Genomic DNA, 17,778 nt, shown 5'->3' with positions numbered 1-17,778 from the left:
GTCGTCGATAACGGGCGTCACCACGCGCGCCTTGACGTAGACCCCCGCCCCCCCCCCCCCCCCCCCCCCCCCCCCCGCTGTGCCAGCATGAAATCACCGACCCGCGATCCGGGCGCGACCTTCAAGGAGCAGCATCATGTCCGACGCACCACCTCCCACGCCCCCGACGCCGCCGCCCGGTGGAACCACGCCGCCTCCGCCCGGCGGGACCACGCCGCCGCCCGGCGGACCGACGCCGCCCCCGCCCGGCGGAGGCGCCTACCAGCAGAGCCAGCCGCTCAGCCCGGCCGACGAGAAGCTGTGGGCGACGCTGATCCACATCGGCGGCATCCTCTTCGGCTTCCTGCCGGCCCTGATCGGCTACCTGATCCTCAAGGACAAGGGACCGTTCATCCGGGAGCACACCGCGACCGCGCTGAACTTCCAGATCACGCTGCTGATCGCATACGTCGTGGGCTCGATCCTCACGTTCGTGATCATCGGCATCTTCATCCTCATCGCCGCCTGGATCGCCGCGATCGTGTTCGGCATCATCGCCGCGATCAAGGCCAACAACGGCGAGTACTACGTCTACCCCGTCGCGATCAAGTTCGTGAGCTAGGTCTCAGTCCTCGAGCAGGCGCCGCACGACGGCGTCGGCCAGCAACCGCCCTCGCCGCGTCAGCGTCAGCCGACCGGCGAGGGCGGTTCGCGCTTCCACGAGCCCGTCGGCGATGAGCCCCGCGACCGCGTGCCTTCCGCCGGCGTGGAGCGAACCCACCTCGATGCCCTCGCGGATGCGCGTGGCGAGCAGCACGCGCTCGGTCTCGCGTGCGGGGTCGTCGAGCGTCTCTCGTCCCACGGCGGGCGAGACGCCCCCGTCGAGCCGCTCGGCGTAGGCCGCCGGGTGCTTCGCGTTCCACCACCGAACACCGCCCACGTGGCTGTGCGCGCCGGGACCGACGCCCCACCAGTCGTCGCCGCGCCAGTAGCCGAGGTTGTGGCGTGAGCGGTGCGCGGCATCCGTCGCCCAATTCGAGACCTCGTACCACTCGTACCCGGCGGCGCCGAGCAGGTCGTCGGCGAGCTCGTACATGTCGGCCGAGAGGTCGTCGTCGAGCGCCGCGAGCTCGCCGCGGCGGATCTGCCGGGCGAGCTTCGTGCCGTCCTCGACGATGAGCGCGTAGGCGCTGACGTGGTCGGGCCGCTCGCCGAGGACCACCTCGAGGCTCGTGCGCCAGTCGTCGAGGGACTCCCCCGGCGTGCCGTAGATCAGGTCGAGGCTGACGTCGAGGCCGGCCTCGCGAGCCCACCGCACGACGAGCGGCACGCGGGCGGGATCGTGCGTGCGGTCGAGCGCCGCCAGAACGTCCGGCACGGCCGACTGCATGCCGAACGAGACACGCGTGAACCCGCCGTCGGCGAGGCGTCGCAGGTCGTCGGCGTCGACCGAGTCGGGATTCGCCTCGGTCGTCACCTCGGCGCCGGGCGCGAGGCCGAACGCGTCGCGGACGGCCGCGAGCATCCGCACGAGGTCGCCCGTGGGCAGGAGCGTGGGCGTTCCGCCGCCGAAGAACACGGTGTCGGCGGGCCGTTCGGGTGCCCCGGATGTCGCCAGCACGCCGCGCGCGAACCGGATCTCGTCGATCGCCTGGTCGGCGTACTGCGACTGCGTCACGCCGCGGAGCTCCCCGGCGGTGTACGTGTTGAAGTCGCAGTACCCGCAGCGGACCCGGCAGAACGGCACGTGCACGTAGACGCCGAACGCGCGCTCGCCGGCGCGTTCGACCGCGGTCGCCGGCAGCAGGCCGTCGGCCGGCGCCGGATCGGCGATCGGAAGTGGCCCGGCCATGGTCAGGTGTAGGCGGGGTGCAGCGCGCGCAGCTCCCGCGTCGTGAGCTCGCGCCGGCGCCGCCGCACCGCGGGCGCGAACAGCCGGCGGAGGCCGCCGTTCGGCTGGAGCACCGAGCGGATGGTCAGCCAGACGGAGTCGTCGTCGCGGTGCTCGAGGATGAACGACTCCTCGCCGCTCTCGGGGGCGTCACCGGTCGTGCCGTACGCGAACCCGATGCGCTCGGGCTCGTCGACGACGTAGACGACGAGCACCGGGATGCTGCCGCGCGAACCCGTGCGACCACGCCGCTTCAGGGTCGCGGTCATGCCGGCGCTGACGTACGGCGTCCCGTCGGGGCCGAAGCGCTGCTCGGTCCGCGGCGCCGGCTGATCGGTGAGCGGTGCGCCGTCGGCGTCGTAGGCGATGCCGGTGTACTGGGCTCCGGTGCCGGGCGAGACGTCGACGACCTCGAACCCGGCGCCCGTCTGGACGCCCCAGGTCATCAGCTCCTCGGCCGCGCGGTCGAAGCGGTCCTTGCCGGAACCGAGCTTCACCGAGTCCTCGGCAGGGCGGAAGCCCGCCGGCGGGTAGCGCAGCAGGTCGGGGTCGAGCGTGGCGCCGATCGCGCCGTACGTGACGGACTGGTCGGTGAACGTGCTCCGGCGAGTCATCGCGCCTCCTACTTCTTGGCGTCCTTCTTCTCGGTCTCCCCCGAGAGCGCGGCGATGAACGCCTCCTGCGGGACCTCGACGCGGCCGACCATCTTCATGCGCTTCTTGCCCTCCTTCTGCTTCTCGAGGAGCTTGCGCTTGCGCGTGATGTCACCGCCGTAGCACTTGGCGAGGACGTCCTTGCGCATGGCGCGGATCGACTCGCGCGCGATGATCCGGGCCCCGATCGCCGCCTGGATGGGCACCTCGAACTGCTGCCGAGGGATCAGCTCGCGCAGGCGCCCCGTCATGAGGACGCCGTACGCGTACGCCTTGTCGCGGTGCACGATCGCACTGAAGGCGTCGACCTGCTCACCCTGCAGCAGGATGTCGACCTTCACGAGGTCGGCGGCCTGGTCGCCCGCCGGCTCGTAATCGAGCGACGCGTAGCCGGCCGTCTTCGACTTGAGGTTGTCGAAGAAGTCGAAGACGATCTCGCCGAGCGGCATGTTGTAGCGGATCTCCACGCGGTCCTCGCCGAGGTACTCCATGCCGAGCAGCGTGCCGCGGCGCGACTGGCAGAGTTCCATGATGGTGCCGACGTAGTCCTTCGGCGCGAGGATGGCGGCGCGCACGATGGGCTCGCGGACCTCGGCGATCTTGCCGCCGGTCGGGAACTCGCTGGGGTTGGTGACCGTGACGGTCTTCCGGTCTTCGGTGGTCACCTCGTAGACCACCGACGGCGCGGTGTTGATGATGTCGAGCCCGAACTCGCGGCGAAGGCGTTCGGTCACGATCTCGAGGTGCAGCAGGCCGAGGAAGCCCGCGCGGAAGCCGAAGCCGAGCGCCACCGACGTCTCGGGCTCGTACACGAGCGCGGCATCCGACAGCTTCAGCTTGTCGAGGGCCTCGCGCAGCTCGGGGTAGTCGCTGCCGTCGATCGGGTACAGCCCCGAGAACACCATGGGCAGCGGCTCGGTGTAGCCGGCGAGCGGCTCGGCCGCCGACTTCACCGCGGTCGTGACGGTGTCGCCGACCTTCGACTGGCGCACGTCCTTCACGCCGGTGATGAGGTAGCCCACCTCGCCGACGCTGAGGCCCTGCGTCGGCGTCGGCTCGGGTGCGCTCACGCCGATCTCGAGGATCTCGTGCGTCGCCTTCGTCGACATCATCTGGATCCGCTCACGCGGATTCAGTCGCCCGTCGACCATGCGGACGTACGTGACCACGCCACGGTAGCTGTCGTACACCGAGTCGAAGATCATGGCCCGCGCCGGCGCATCCGCATCGCCCGTGGGAGCCGGGATGCGCTCGACCACGCGGTCGAGCAGGTCCTCCACGCCCATGCCGGTCTTGCCCGACACGCGCAGCACGTCGTCGGGCGAGCCGCCGATGAGGTCGGCGAGCTCGCGCGCGTACTTCTCGGGCTCGGCTGCCGGCAGGTCGATCTTGTTCAGCACGGGAATGATCTCGAGGTCGTTCTCGAGCGCGAGGTAGAGGTTCGCGAGCGTCTGCGCCTCGATGCCCTGCGCGGCATCCACCAGCAGGATGGCGCCCTCGCAGGCGGCGAGCGAGCGGGAGACCTCGTAGCTGAAGTCGACGTGGCCGGGAGTGTCGATCATGTTCAGCGCGTACGCGACATCCGGTCCCTGCGCCTGACGGAGGGCCCACGGCATGCGCACGGCCTGGCTCTTGATGGTGATGCCGCGCTCGCGCTCGATGTCCATGCGGTCGAGGTACTGCGCCCGCATGTCGCGGTCGGCGACCACGCCCGTGATCTGGAGCATGCGGTCGGCGAGCGTCGACTTGCCGTGGTCGATGTGCGCGATGATGCAGAAGTTGCGGATCAGCGCAGGGTCGGTTGCGGCGGGCACCAGCGGGTTGGCGGCTCTCGGAGACATCCCGTCGATTCTCCCATGCGGGCGATCCCACTTTCGACGGATGCCGCGGAAGGGGCCGGTCACTAGGCTGAATCGCACCATGACCGTGCTCGATGCCCCCCTCGTCGGACGGGTGCAGCCATCGGCGCTGCGGCCCGTCTTCACCTCGCTGCGCGTCGGACTCCACGTGCTCGTCATCGGGCTCACGGTGTTCGTGCTCGCACGCGCGATCATCATCGGCAGCCCCGACCTCGTGGCCATCGCGATCCTGTCGATCGCGTTCCTCGGCACCTACGCGGTCGGCGTCGTCACGGCGCACCAGGTCGTCGCGCCGTGGATGCGCGCGGGATGGCTCGTGATGCTGCTCGGGTTCTGGCTGGGCCTCAGTGCCCTGACACCGGATGCCGCGTTCCTCGCCTTCCCGCTGTTCTTCATCGAGCTCCACGTGCTCCCGGCGCGGTGGGCCGTGCCGCTCGTCGCCGTGACCTTCGCCCTGAGCGTCTGGGGCACGACCTCGCACCTCGGGTTCGAGGTCGGCAGCGTGCTGGGCCCGTTCATCTCCGCGGGCGTCGCGGTGATCATCGGCCTCGGCTACCGCGCGATGGCCGTGGAGTCGCGTGAACGCCAGTCGCTCATCCTCGACCTGCTCGCGACCCGCGAAGAGCTGGCTGCGGCCAGCCGCGAGGCGGGCACGCTCGCGGAACGCGAGCGGATCGCGCGCGAGATCCACGACACCGTCGCGCAGGGGCTCTCGAGCATCCAGATGCTGCTGCACGCCGCGGAGCGCGACGTCGCCGACGAGGCGACGCGCGACAAGCTGCGCCTCGCACGCGAGACCGCGGCCGACAACCTGCAGGAGACCCGCCGCTTCATCCGCGAGCTCACGCCGCCGGCGCTCGACGAGCGCACCCTGCCCGCCGCGCTGCGGCGGCTCGCCGACGCGACCAACGAGCAGTCGGTGCAGTCCGGGTCGCGCACGCGCGTGTCGTTCTCGATGAGCGGCGAGCCGGTGCCGCTGCCCATGTCGATCGAGGCGACGCTGCTGCGCATCGCGCAGGGCTCGCTCTCGAACGTCGTGAAGCACGCCGACGCGGGGCGCGCCGAGCTCACCCTGAGCTACCTGGGCGACGAGGTCGCGCTCGACGTCGTCGACGACGGCATCGGGTTCGATCCGGCGAGCCTCGATGCGCGGGCCGCCGACGGCGTCTCGTTCGGCCTGCGCGCGATCCGCCAGCGGGCGGAGAAGCTCGGCGGCACGGCCGACGTCGAGTCCACCCCCGGCGGCGGAACGGCCCTGTCGGTGCGGATCCCGGCGGTGACCGCGTGATCCGGCTCCTACTCAGCGACGACCACCCGGTGGTGCGGGCGGGCATGCGCGCGCTCCTCGAGGCCGAGCCCGACCTCCAGGTCGCGGGCGAGGCGAGCTCGGCCGAAGAGGCCGTGCGACTCGCGGCCGCGCCCGGGATCGACCTCGTGCTCATGGACCTGCAGTTCCCCGGGCGCCTCCAGGGCGTCGAGGCGACGCGCCGGATCCGTTCCTCGGCGCGCGCTCCGAAGGTGCTCGTGCTCACCAACTACGACACCGATGCCGACATCCTCGGCGCGATCGAGGCCGGGGCGAGCGGCTACCTCCTCAAGGACGCGCCGCCCGGCGAGCTGATCGCCGCCATCCACGCGGCCGCCGCCGGCGAGTCGGCCCTCGCACCCGCCGTCGCCTCGCGACTCGACGCCTCGCAGCGCAGCGCCGACCAGCGCCTGACCGTGCGCGAGGCCGAGGTGCTCCAACTCGTGGCGGGCGGCAGCACCAACCGCGAGATCGGGCAGGCCCTCTTCCTCAGCGAAGCGACCGTGAAGTCGCACCTCGTGCACATCTTCACCAAGCTCGGCGTGGGCTCGCGCACCGCCGCCGTCGCGAAGGCCCGCGAGCTCGGCGCGATCCGGGCGGGCTGACGGATGCCTCGGGCTCGCGTCGTGCTCGTCCACGGTATCCGCACGTCGGCGACGATGTGGCGCGGCCAGGTCGCACGCCTGGAGCGACACGGCCTCCGCGTGGTGCCCGTCGACCTGCCAGGTCACGGCGCACGGATGGATGACGAGTTCACCCTCGATGCCGCGATGCGCGCGATCGACGAGGCGGTCGCGCCGCCGAGCGGCGACCGCGACGACGGCGTCCCCCGGTTGCTCGTGGGGCTGAGCCTCGGGGGCTACCTGGCGATCGAGTACGCGGCGCGCCATCCGGATCGGATCGACGGCCTCGTGGCGGCCTCGTGCGGGACCCGCCCGCGCGGCCCCGGCCTTCGCGGCTACATGGCCCTCGCGCGCGCCATCCGCCGGCTCCCCGACCGCGGACGCGGACTCAACGATGCGATGGCGCGGTTGTTCCTGCCCTCTGCGGCGGTCGACGACATCGTCGCCGGCGGCGTCGCGCTCGAGGTCATGCAACCCGCGCTCGAGGCCGTGGCCGAGCTCGACGTCGAGCGGTCGATCGCGGCCGTCGAGGTGCCCATCTGGTTCGTCAACGGCCGCTACGACCACTTCAGGATCGAGGAACGACAGATGGTGCGCGCCGCGCGCGACGGACGGCTGGTGCTGATCGACGGCGCGACCCATCTCGTGAGCCTCGCCCGGCCCGACGACTTCGCCGCGGCGGTGCTCGGCGCCGTCGCCGAACTGGAGGCCCGGGCGGCCCGGCGCGACCGCCGCGCGCGGGTCGGCTGAGGCGCGGGGAGCGCCCCGCGCGCTTTGGTGTCGCCGCGGCGATGCTGGTATCGTTGCCTGTTGGCTTGCGTGTGGGTCCCACCCCGCACGATGCGCCGCGACGGCCCCTCTACCGATTGCGGCAACTCCGGTACCCGCAGAACACACGAAAGACGAACCACGTGGCAAACATCAAGTCGCAGATCAAGCGCATCCGCACCAACCTGAAGGCGCAGGAGCGCAACAAGGCCGTGAAGAGCGAGCTCAAGACCGTCATCACCGCGACCCGCAAGGCCATCGCCGAGGGCGACAAGGAGAAGGCCACCGCTGCCCTCCGCGTCGCGACGCGCAAGCTCGACAAGGCCGTGAGCAAGGGCGTGATCCACAAGAACCAGGCCGCGAACCGCAAGTCGGCCATCGCGAAGCAGGTCGCCGCGCTCTGATCCGAGCACCTTCGTACGAAGGCCCCGCACCGGGTGGTGCGGGGCCTTCGTCGTTCCGGGCGGCGGCGCGGCCGTCGCCATCGCGCTCCCGACAGGTGGGCGCGTGCGTCAGGCGCCGACGCGGCCGCGCGCGGCGATGACGCCGACCAGTCGTTCGAGCGCGAACACCGGGTCGCGTTCCGCGCCCTTGACGGCGGCGTCGGTCGCCGCGAGTGCCTGGATGGCGGCGCCGAGGCCCTCGTCGGTCCAGCCGACGAGGTCGCGACGCGCGCGATCGACCTGCCATGGCGCGAGGCCGAGCGATCCGGCGGAAGCGCCTCGCGCCCCGGCGACCTTCGCCATGGTCCGGACCTTCATGGCGAAGGCGGCGACCATGGGCACCGGATCGGCGCCGGACTCGAGCGCATGGCGCAGCGCGATCAGGGCCTCGCCGTGCCGCCCGGCGATCGCCGCGTCGGCGACCTCGAACGCCGTGGTCTCGACGCGGCCGCCGTAGTACTTGGCGACGGTGGCCTCGTCGATGTCGCCGGGAGCGTCGGCGATGAGCTGGCGGCAGGCGGCGGCGAGCTCGCCGAGGTCGTCGCTGAACGCCCCGACCAGCGCGCGCAGCGCCGCGGGGGCGATGCGCCGGCCGGCCAGCCGGAACTCGGCGGCCGCGAAGTCCTGCTTCTCGGAGTCCTTGCGCAGTTCGGCGCAGACGACCTCGATGCCGCCGCCGTCGCCCGCCCGGATGGCGTCGAGGAGCTTCTTGCCCCGCACGCCGGAACGGTGGCGGAGCACGACGGTGGTGCCCTCGGCCGGGGCGGCGAGGTACTCCAGCGCGTCGCCGATGAGGTCGTCGCTGGCCTTCTCGACTCCCGTGACGCGGATGAGCCGCGGCTCGCCGAACAGGGAAGGGCTGGCCAGCGTGAGGAGGGTGCCGCGCGAGTAGCCGTCGGCCTCGAGATCGCTGACCTCGAGCGAGGGGTCGTCGGCGCGCAGCGCATCGCGCAGCATCGTCATCGCGCGCTCGGCGAGGACATCCTCTCCGCCGGAGACGAGGACGATCGGCGCCGGTCGCACCGCGCTCCACGCGAGCTGGGGAATCGCGACCTTCGGCCTCGCCGTGCCTGCCCGTGCCGCCACGTGTCTCCCTCCGCCCGGACCGATTGCCGAGCCGGCACCAGTCTATGGAGCGCCGGCGACAACCGATGGCCGGTCGCCGCGCCCGGACCCGAGCGTGAACCGGACCGCGTCGACTCGATCGGATCGCCAGGTACGATCGCGTCGCCGGTCAGGGCGCCGCAGGAGCCATGCTAGAGTCGAACGCTTCCCAGAGCACGCGAGGTCGGAATCGCCCGGCCGCCGGGCTCCTCTGGGTCCGGGCAGGAGCACTTGGTGAACACAGCGGATGCGCTTCCGGTAGGTGTCGTACGCATCGGCGCCGGGAGCGCGATCACCGACGCGAACGACTGGTTCTGCGCATGGCTCGGCCTCGACGCCGAGCACATCGCGGGCCGTCCCCTCGACGAGTTCCTGACTGAGGCGCACGACGACCTGTTCCCCGCCGGAATCGGGCCGGGCCCGTGGATGATGCTCGACAGCCGGCAGCCGAGCAAGGCGGTCATCGTCACCCGTCATGCCGAGCAGGCGCACGAAGTGCTCGTGATGTCGGAGGCGTCTGAGCGCTGGCGAGCCCTGTGCGACCTTCGCCGCAGCCATGCCCTCGCGGACCGCACCCGCGCACGCCTCGAGCTCGTGATGGACTCTTCCGTGGCGTTCTCGAACGCCACCTCGGAAGAGCGATTGGCGATGATCCTCTCCGACGCGGCGAGGCGGGCCTACCGCGCAGAGCACTCCGCGGTCTACCTCCACCGGCCGGAGGGCTCGAGCACGCTCGCGGCCGGTCACGATCCCTTCGACGGACGAGTGGACTACGAATCGCTGATCTCCCTGGTCAGCGTGCCGCGGCAGATCATCAAGGTCATCGGACCGGAGGAGGGCGAGCGGTTGCTCCCCGGCCTGGGTGCGGAGATGCGCGCCGCCGGCGTTCACGCGCTGATCGCGGCACCACTTCATCATGAGGAGATGGACTTCGGCGCCTTCATCAGCTGGTTCCATCACGTCCGCACGTTCGACGACGAGGCCACCCCGCTGGCCGAAGCCCTCGCGGGGCAGGCGGCGCAGGCCCTCGCGACCCTGCGACTGCAGGCCCGCCTCGAGCATGCGGCAACGCACGACGATGTGACGGGCCTGCCCAATCGGCGCCTTCTCGAAATGGAGTTGCGCACGATCGTGGGCACGGTCGGGTGCGCGGCGCTGTTCATCGACCTCGACGGCTTCAAGGAGGTCAACGACCGCCTGGGCCATCACGCCGGCGATCGTCTGCTTCGCGAGGCCGGGCAGCGACTCGTGGCCGGCGTACGCGAAGGCGACGTGGTCGCCCGCTACGGCGGCGACGAGTTCGTGATCGTCTGCCGGACCGACGACGCCGCTGCAGCGATGGACGTCGCCGATCGGGTCCTGGAGCTCCTCCATGGGTTCGGCGACGTCGCTTCGACGCATCAGCGGTTGAGGGCGAGCATCGGCGTCGGATTCGCTCCCGCAGCGACCGCTCTGAGCGCCGAAGAGCTCCTGCGTGCGGCCGACCTGGCGATGTACGAGGCGAAGACCGCCGGGGGCGACCGGATCGTCCTGGCCGACGGCTCGAGGATGGACGCCGACTCGTCGCCGCAGGACCGTCGCGGGAACGCGAGCAGGACCACGCTGGCCGACCCGCCACGGGCGATGATCTGACGCCTCGGTCGACCCTTCGCCGTCGCCGCCGCGTCGGCGTGACGCGCGACTCGCAGCCCGGTCGACCCGCCGAGGAGCTCGCGCGTCACCGATGACCCGAGTCGCCGCGTTCCGACCAGAGTGCGAACCGACCCGCGTCGACGACGAGGGCGCCGGCTCCGGAGCGGTCGCTGCGAATCGGCATGGTCCCGGCCTCGGCGAGGATTCCGAGCAGGCTCGGTGTCGGATGACCGTAGCCGTTGGCCTCGCCGACGCCGATGAGCCCGATGGGCGCCGCCAGTTCACGGTAGAGCGCGGCATCCTGGTCGGCGCTGCCATGATGTGCGACCTTCACGACGTCGGCACGTCCGAGCTCGTGCGAGCGCAGCAGGGCGGCCTGTGCGTCGGCGCCGAGGTCGCCCAGGAAGACGGCTCGGTAGTCGTCGGCCATGAGGTCGATCACGACGCTCGCGTCGTTCCCCGGATCGGACCGCGCCGGCGGCCACAGGATGCGCCATCGGGCGTCGCCGAGCCGACCGGTCGCCCCCTCGCCGACCCGGACGAGCTCTGCGCCGCCGCTCGCGAGCGGCTCGAGCGCCCGGTCCGAGCGCCGGCCGTCCAGCGGGCCGTGGAGGACGACATCCACTCGGCCGGCGATCGCTGCCACCCCTCCGGCGTGGTCGGCATCCCAGTGGGTGATGATCGCGAGATCGAGCCGGTCGACGCCCGCGAGCGAGAGGCACGCGGCCAGGCGTTCCGGATCGGGTCCCGTGTCGATCAGCAGGACGGCACCGCCGTCGCGAGCCAGCACGGCGTCGCCCTGCCCGACGTCGCACTGGAGCACGTCCCATGCCGGGGGAAGCGTCGCCTGAACGAGAACCGGCCGCCCGGCGGCGACGCCGATCGGTACGGCGAGCGACACGCACAGCACCACCGCGGCCACGACCCGCACGGCACCCGGCTTCCGCCGGGGTGGGCGTCGCGCGGCCAGGACCGTGCCCGAGGCGATGGATGCGGCGCAGAGGGCGGCGCCTCCCGCGTCGGCGAGCCACGGCACCGCCCCGAACGGCATGGAATCGACCCCGCGCGCGAGGAGCGCGATCCACGCGGCCGGCAGCCACGCCACCTGGAGCGCCGCGAAGCCGACGGAGGGCAGCACGGGCAGCAGCAGGCAGCCTGCCAGCCCGGCTATCGTGGCGATCGGTGCGGCAGGGGCCGCGAGGAGGTTGGCGGGCACGCCGTAGACCGGCACGACGGGCTCGAGCAGCACGAGCACCGGCTGGCATGCAAGCTGCGCCGCGAGCGGTACCGCGAGCAGGAGCGCGAGCGGTCGCGGCATCCATCGACCGAGGAGCGCTGCCAGCGGTCCGGAGCCGAGCACGAGCCCGGCCGTGGCGGAGACCGACAGGGCGAATCCGAAGTCGCGCGAGTACCACGGGTCGAACACCAGCAGCGCGATGGTCGCGAAGGCCAGCGCCGGCACGCCGCCACCCGTGCGGCCCGACGCGCACGCGACCAGCACGACGACCGCCATGGCGGCGGCGCGGACCACGCTGGACTCGGGGGTGACGAGCGCGACGAAGCCACCGAGGGCCACCAACGCCACGGCGACGCGGGCCGAACGCCGCAGGCGCATCGCGCCCGCAGCCCAGAACACGAGCGCCGTCACCAAGGCGCAGTTCGCCCCGGAGACCGCAGTGAGGTGCGTGAGCGACGCGCTCGCCATCGCCTCGTGGAGGTCGGGCTCGAGTCGGGAGGTGTCGCCGATGGCCAGGCCCGGCACCAGAGCGCCGCCGTCCCCACCGAGGCGTTGGGCGCCGTCGGCGAGCCCCGCGCGGAGTGGAAGCGCCCAGGCGACGAACGGAGGGGCCGCATGGACCCGCGAGATCGCTGACGCTCGGATCCGGAACGCCGCGCGCTCGGATCCCGGAAGCTCGGCGACCCGCCCCACGAGCTCCAGCCGCGTTCCGAAGCCGACCGCAGGCGCAGATGCCTCCAGTTCGGGGATCGAGACCTCGAGCGCGAGCGGTGGAGCGGCGCGCCCGTCGACGGCGATCAGGGTGGCGCGGGCGCGATCGGAACCGTCGCCGCCCCACGGCGACACCGGCGCCGGGCGGAGCGATGAGTCCAGGCGCACGACGAGCTCGACCGGCTGGCGCGTCGCCGCGGCCGCGACCAGCGGGCTCGCGTCGCGGGCGGAGAGGGCGGCGCCCGTCACGGTCGCCGACAGTGCGGCGCAGGTCATGCCCAGCAGAATCGCCGCGAGCGGCGCCACGACGCGCTGGAATCGCATGCCGCGTCCCGTTCCGGGCACGCGCGGCCGCCCGGTTGCGACCGCGCTCGCCGCGAGGACGGCCAGCGCGACGAGGGCGATCGCCCAGAACAGCACCGGCACGGCCCACGCCGGCGCCGCGACGTCCGTCGCTCCGGTCGCCGACCACGCCGCCACCCACGTGGCGCCGGCCGGACCCAGCAGCCGCAGGTCGTGGGCCCGCACCTCAGAGGCTCACGAGGTCGACGAGGCCGGAGTACACGGCGTCGCCGATGCCCGCGACCTCGAGCAGCTGCGACACGTCGGTGAACGGTCCGTTCGCCTCGCGCCAGTCGATGATGCGCTGCGCGAGCGCGGGCCCGATCCGTGGAAGCGTGTCGAGCGCCGCGACGTCGGCGGTATTGAGGCTCACGCGACCGCCCGGGACACCCCCAGCCGGCGCTCCGCCGGTCGCCTCTGCTCCACCCTGCCCCGCCGCGGGCCGCGGCACCTCGCCGACCTTCGGCACGACGAGCTGCTCGCCGTCGACCAGCGGGCGTGCGAGGTTCACCCCGCCGGGGTCGGCGTCGGCGGTCAGTCCACCCGCCGCCGCGACCGCGTCGACGACACGGGCGCCTGACGCCAGCTCGACGATTCCGGGCCGAGTGACGGCGCCGAGCACGTGCACGAGCAGGCTCGACGCGACGCCGGCGGACTGGCCGGTGTCGGAAGCGTCGACGGGGCCGACATCGCCCGTGCTGTCGACGGAGGCCGCGGGCGCGAGCTCAGCCTGCGCTCCCCCACCCCCGCCGACGAACGAGACGATCGCCGATGCGGCGACCGCAGCGACGAACAGCACGACCGCGGCGCCGACCGCGATCCGGGTGCGGGGTCGTGCGCGGGCGCCATCGAGCGCGGCCAGCGGATCGGCGGCGGATTCGGGCATGACCCGAACGCTAGGCGCCCGCACTGCCGGGAGCGGTCGCTCCGCGCCTCAGGCGCCTCGACGGGCGCCCGCCGGATGCTGTGGAGGAGCAGTCAGCTCCGCGTCGCGATGTTGACGAGCTTCGGGGCGCGCACGATCACGTTCGCGATCTCGCGGTCGCCGACCGATCGCGCGACCGCCGCCGACGCACGGGCCAGCGACTCGAGCTCCTCGGCGCCGATCTTCGGCGAGACCTCGAGCCGGTCGCGCACCTTGCCGTCGACCTGCACGATCGCGGTCACCGACTCCTCGACGAGAAGGGCCGGGTCGGCCTTGCGCCACACGACGTTCGCCACGGTGGGTTCGTAGCCGAGCCGCTGCCACATGTCCTCGGCGGTGAACGGCGCGAACAGGTCGAGCATCATCGCGGTCACCTCGGCCGCCTCGCGCACCGCCGCATCGCCCGCGCCGGGGCCGGAGTCGATCGCCTTGCGGGTCGCGTTCACGAGCTCCATGAGGCGCGCGACGATCACGTTGAACTTGAACGACTCCGCGAGGCCGGGCGCATCGGCGAGCAGGCGGTGGGTGACACGGCGCAGCGCGGGATCGCCCGACTTCCACTCGACATCGGGGCGCGAGGTCACCTCGCCGGAGATGCGCCACGCGCGCGCGAGGAACTTCGCCGCGCCGACCGGCGACACGTCGGCCCAGTCGATGTCGTCCTCGGGCGGACCCGCGAACGCCAGCGTGACGCGCAGCGCGTCGGCGCCGTGCGCCGAGAGCTCGGACGCGAACTCGACGAGGTTGCCCTTCGACTTCGACATCTTCATGCCGTCCATGATCACCATGCCCTGGTTCAGCAGCGAGGTGAACGGCTCGGTGAAGCCGAGGTAGCCGAGGTCGAACAGCACCTTGGTGAAGAACCGCGCGTAGAGCAGGTGCAGGATGGCGTGCTCGACGCCGCCGACGTACTGGTCGACGGGCAGCCACTTCTCGGCCTCGGCCGGGTCGAACGCGCGCGTGTCGTCGTTCGGGTCGAGGTAGCGGAGGAAGTACCAGGAGCTGTCGACGAACGTGTCCATCGTGTCGGAGTCGCGGCGCGCCTCGCCGCCGCAGTTCGGACAGGCGACCCGCGACCAGTCCTCGGCCGCACCGAGGGGGCTCGCACCCTTGGGACTGAGGTCGAGCCCCGCGGCATCCGGAAGCCGCACCGGCAGGTCGGCCTCGGGCACGGGCACCTCGCCGCACTCGGCGCAGTGGATGATCGGGATGGGCGTGCCCCAGTACCGCTGGCGGGAGATCAGCCAGTCGCGCAGGCGGTAGTTCTTCGCGGCGCGGCCGACGCCCCGCTCGTCGAGCAGCTCGATCGCGCGGCGGATCGCGTTGGACTTGCTGAGGCCGTTGAGCGGCCCGGAGTTCATGAGGCGTCCGTCGCCCGCGAGCGCGACGCCGGTGCTCGCCGGGTCGAGCTCGGGCAGCTCCTCGAGCGGCAGCGGCACGCCGTGCTCGTCGACGGGGATCACCGGGATGACGCCCGTGACCGGGGCGTTGGTGTCGACGACCACGCGCACGGGCAGCTCGAACGCGCGAGCGAAGTCGAGGTCGCGCTGGTCGTGTGCGGGCACGGCCATGATCGCGCCGTGGCCGTAGTCGGCCAGCACGTAGTCGGCCGCCCAGATCGGCAGGCGCTCGCCGTTCAGCGGGTTCGTCGCGTACCGCTCGAGGAACACGCCGGTCTTGGGTCGATCGGTCGCGAGGCGGTCGATGTCGCTCTCGGCGCGCACCGACTCGAGGTACTGCGCGAAGCGCGCCTGCACGTCGGCGGACGCGCCCCCGGCGAGCTCGGCCGCCAGTTCGGAATCGGGCGCCACGACCATGAACGTCGCGCCGTACAGCGTGTCGGGACGCGTCGTGAAGACCGTGACCGGCTCGTCACGACCCTCGATCGCGAAGTCGACGTCGGCCCCGGCGGAACGGCCGATCCAATTGCGCTGCATCGTGAGCACCTTCGAGGGCCACTTGCCCTCGAGCTGGTTCAGGTCGTCGAGCAGGCGGTCGGCGTAGTCGGTGACGCGGAAGTACCACTGGGTCAACGCCTTCTTGGTCACGACGGCGCCGCAGCGCTCGCAGTGCCCGTCGACGACCTGCTCGTTCGCGAGCACGGTCTGGTCGACGGGGCACCAGTTCACGAGCCCGGCCTTGCGGTACGCGATGCCCTTCTCGTACAGCTTGAGGAACAGCCACTGGTTCCACTTGTAGTACTCGGGATCGCTCGTGTGGAGCTCGCGGGTCCAGTCGAACGACGGCGCGTACTGCTTGAACGAGCGCTTCTGCTGGTCGATGTTCGCGTACGTCCAGGCGCGGGGGTCGGCGCCGCGCTTGATCGCGGCGTTCTCGGCCGGGAGGCCGAACGAGTCCCAGCCGATCGGGTGGAGCACGTCGAAGCCCTGGTGGCGCCAGTACCGCGCCGCCGCGTCGCCGAAGCCGAACGCCTCGGCGTGGCCCATGTGCAGGTCGCCCGACGGGTACGGGAACATGTCGAGGATGTACTTGCGCGGCCGCGTGTCGCCGGGCAGGGCGGCGCGGAACGGCGCGAGCTCCTCCCACACCGGGAGCCACTTCGCCTGGATCGCGGCGAAGTCGTAGGTGCCGGCGTCGGCGGCCTGCGTGGTGTCCTGCTCGTGTGCCACGTGTCTCTCAATCGTGAAGCGCGGGGATTCGGGGCGTGCCCCGGAGAGGGCGCGCGCGAGCGACGCCCGAGGATCAAGCCTATTCGATCGTGCGCGACGGGCGACTGCCGTTCGCGCCGGGCGCAGGCGGCACCTCGCCACCGAGCACGGCGATGAGCGCCCGCGCCTTCACGTGGGTCTCCTCGACCTCCTCGTCGGGATCCGACAGCGCGGTGATCCCGCCCCCGGTGCCGATCGATGCGCCGGCCGGCGTGAGCACGATGGAGCGGATGACCATCGCGAGGTCGGCGGTGCCGTCGACCCCGAGGCATCCGAAGGCCCCGGAGTACACGCCGCGCGGCCCCTGCTCGAGCCCGTGCAGGATCGTCATCGCCGACAGCTTGGGCGCGCCCGTCATCGATCCGGCGGGGAACGCCGATCGCACGGCGTCGAGGGCGGTGAGCGGATGGCGCAGTCGCGCCGTGACCGTCGAGACGAGCTGGTGCACGTGGGGGTACTCCTCCACCTCGAGCAGGCTCGGCACGCGGAGGCTGCCGAGTTCGGCGATCCGGCCGAGGTCGTTGCGCATGAGGTCGACGATCATGAGGTTCTCGGCGCGTTCCTTCTCGCTCGCGCTGAGCTCGGCGCGCAGGGCGAGGTCCGTCGCCGGATCGACGGAGCGCGGCCGCGTGCCCTTCATGGGCTTGGTCGCGACGGTGCCGTCGCGCTCGACGAGCAGGAACTGCTCGGGCGACGCGCTGAGCAGCGCGATGTCGTCGAAGCGCACGAGACCGCCGTGGTGGCTGGGGCTGCTGCGGCGCAGTCTGAGGTAGGCGGCCACGGGGTCGGGCGTGACATCGACCTCGACGCGGTTCGTGAGGCAGAGCTGGTACGCGTCGCCGCGCACGATGGCCGCCCGGCACTCCGCGATCATCCGACGGTAGGCGTCGGCGTCGTGTCGCCAGCGCGTGGGCGCGGCGGCAGGAGTGGTTCCGGATGGTGCGACGCCGGCGTCATCCATCACGGTCGTCACCGCCGCGATCGCGGTCGCCGTCTCGTCCACCCAGTGCCGGGCGGATGCCGCGCCCGCGGCGTCGTCCTCGAGCCATTCGAGCCGCACGGTGCGCGTCGCGTGCTCGAACACGATGACGCGGTCGGCGAAGAAGAACGCGACGGCAGGCGTCTGGGCCGGCGCCGCGGGCACCCCGATCGTGCGCGCGCCGAACTCGTAGCCGAACCAGCCGTGCCAGCCGACGGCGGCGCGACCGGATGCGTCGAGCCCGTCGCCGAGCTCGATCTCGCCGAGCGTCGTCGACAGGCCGTCGTACACCGCGTCGGGGTCCGCGTCGTCGCCGCCGACCACCGCGGGGGCGCCGTCGCACGCGACGGCGATCACGCTGCGACCCTCGCGCGCGCCGTCACCGCCGTCGAGCCAGGCGACTCGCCGCGCGTCGGCCGCGACGGCGAGGAAGACGGGCTCGGGGTCGCGCCACTCGGGCAGCGTGAGGCTCCGGATGCGTCGCGGCATCCACTCAGCCTACGAGAGAGCGGAACACGAGGCGGGGGGGGGGGGGGGGGAAAACCCCCCCCAACCCCCCCCCCCCCCCCCCCCCCCCTCCCCCCCCGCCCCCCCCTCTCCCCCCCCCCCCCCCCCCCCTCCCCCCCCCCCTCCCGACCGCGCTGGCGGCGCCGACCG

General features: G+C 72.4%; 14 protein-coding genes. 6 read left to right on the top strand and 8 right to left on the bottom strand.

Going from position 1 to position 17,778, the window contains the following annotated elements; translation table 11 throughout:
• Nucleotides 1-136 precede the first annotated feature (136 nt).
• Nucleotides 137-601, top strand: a complete 465-nt coding sequence (locus ACZ4TW_RS10615; RefSeq protein ID WP_465542686.1) for a DUF4870 domain-containing protein — start codon at nucleotides 137-139, stop codon at nucleotides 599-601.
• A gap of 3 nt (nucleotides 602-604) precedes the next feature.
• Here the strand turns inward: ACZ4TW_RS10615 and hemW are convergent, their stop codons facing one another.
• From hemW to lepA, 3 genes are read right to left on the bottom strand one after another with little or no spacing between them, the layout of a single operon-like run.
• Nucleotides 605-1,831, bottom strand: a complete 1,227-nt coding sequence (gene hemW, locus ACZ4TW_RS10610; protein ID WP_465542685.1) for a radical SAM family heme chaperone HemW — start codon at nucleotides 1,829-1,831, stop codon at nucleotides 605-607.
• Nucleotides 1,832-1,833: 2 nt separating this feature from the next.
• Nucleotides 1,834-2,484, bottom strand: a complete 651-nt coding sequence (locus ACZ4TW_RS10605) for a DUF1990 family protein (RefSeq protein WP_465542684.1) — start codon at nucleotides 2,482-2,484, stop codon at nucleotides 1,834-1,836.
• An 8-nt stretch (nucleotides 2,485-2,492) separates the two neighbouring features.
• Nucleotides 2,493-4,364, bottom strand: coding sequence for a translation elongation factor 4 (lepA, locus tag ACZ4TW_RS10600; protein WP_465542683.1), 1,872 nt, complete (start codon nucleotides 4,362-4,364; stop codon nucleotides 2,493-2,495).
• A 79-nt stretch (nucleotides 4,365-4,443) separates the two neighbouring features.
• Between lepA and ACZ4TW_RS10595 the strand changes: the two genes are divergently transcribed.
• The 4 genes from ACZ4TW_RS10595 (at nucleotide 4,444) to rpsT (ending at nucleotide 7,483) form a co-directional block, all read left to right on the top strand.
• Nucleotides 4,444-5,670 (top strand): sensor histidine kinase, encoded by a 1,227-nt coding sequence (locus ACZ4TW_RS10595; RefSeq protein ID WP_465542682.1) that lies wholly within the window; start codon nucleotides 4,444-4,446, stop codon nucleotides 5,668-5,670.
• A complete protein-coding gene (locus tag ACZ4TW_RS10590) occupies nucleotides 5,667-6,293 on the top strand; it encodes a response regulator (protein WP_465542681.1) in 627 nt (208 codons plus the stop codon). The genes ACZ4TW_RS10595 and ACZ4TW_RS10590 overlap by 4 nt, the downstream gene beginning before the upstream one ends.
• 3 nt (nucleotides 6,294-6,296) lie before the next feature.
• Complete coding sequence (locus tag ACZ4TW_RS10585) at nucleotides 6,297-7,061, top strand: alpha/beta fold hydrolase (RefSeq protein WP_465542680.1); 765 nt, start codon at nucleotides 6,297-6,299, stop codon at nucleotides 7,059-7,061.
• A 161-nt stretch (nucleotides 7,062-7,222) separates the two neighbouring features.
• The gene (gene rpsT / locus ACZ4TW_RS10580) at nucleotides 7,223-7,483 is read left to right on the top strand and encodes a 30S ribosomal protein S20 (protein ID WP_067945396.1); all 261 of its coding nucleotides are present in this window, start codon (nucleotides 7,223-7,225) and stop codon (nucleotides 7,481-7,483) included.
• Nucleotides 7,484-7,591: 108 nt separating this feature from the next.
• On the opposite strand, the gene holA is transcribed toward rpsT, so the two are convergent.
• A complete protein-coding gene (gene holA, locus ACZ4TW_RS10575; protein WP_465542679.1) occupies nucleotides 7,592-8,608 on the bottom strand; it encodes a DNA polymerase III subunit delta in 1,017 nt (338 codons plus the stop codon).
• A 252-nt stretch (nucleotides 8,609-8,860) separates the two neighbouring features.
• On the opposite strand from holA, the gene ACZ4TW_RS10570 reads away from it, so the two are divergent.
• Entirely contained in the window at nucleotides 8,861-10,258 is a 1,398-nt protein-coding gene (locus ACZ4TW_RS10570) for a diguanylate cyclase (protein ID WP_465542678.1), read from the top strand.
• 85 nt (nucleotides 10,259-10,343) lie between these two features.
• Here the strand turns inward: ACZ4TW_RS10570 and ACZ4TW_RS10565 are convergent, their stop codons facing one another.
• From ACZ4TW_RS10565 to pabB, 4 genes are all read right to left on the bottom strand, one after another.
• Nucleotides 10,344-12,734 carry a ComEC/Rec2 family competence protein gene (locus tag ACZ4TW_RS10565; protein WP_465542677.1) on the bottom strand — a complete coding sequence of 797 codons (2,391 nt, stop codon included), beginning with the start codon at nucleotides 12,732-12,734 and terminating at the stop codon, nucleotides 10,344-10,346.
• 1 nt (nucleotide 12,735) lies between these two features.
• A complete protein-coding gene (locus ACZ4TW_RS10560; RefSeq protein ID WP_465542676.1) occupies nucleotides 12,736-13,434 on the bottom strand; it encodes a ComEA family DNA-binding protein in 699 nt (232 codons plus the stop codon).
• Between the two features lie 92 nt (nucleotides 13,435-13,526).
• Complete coding sequence (leuS, locus tag ACZ4TW_RS10555; RefSeq protein ID WP_465542675.1) at nucleotides 13,527-16,103, bottom strand: leucine--tRNA ligase; 2,577 nt, start codon at nucleotides 16,101-16,103, stop codon at nucleotides 13,527-13,529.
• A 79-nt stretch (nucleotides 16,104-16,182) separates the two neighbouring features.
• Nucleotides 16,183-17,610 carry an aminodeoxychorismate synthase component I gene (gene pabB, locus ACZ4TW_RS10550; protein WP_465542674.1) on the bottom strand — a complete coding sequence of 476 codons (1,428 nt, stop codon included), beginning with the start codon at nucleotides 17,608-17,610 and terminating at the stop codon, nucleotides 16,183-16,185.
• Nucleotides 17,611-17,778 lie beyond the last annotated feature (168 nt).

This window comes from Agromyces sp. NPDC029043, assembly GCF_055564615.1.
This window is presented reverse-complemented; position numbering and strand designations above follow the sequence as displayed.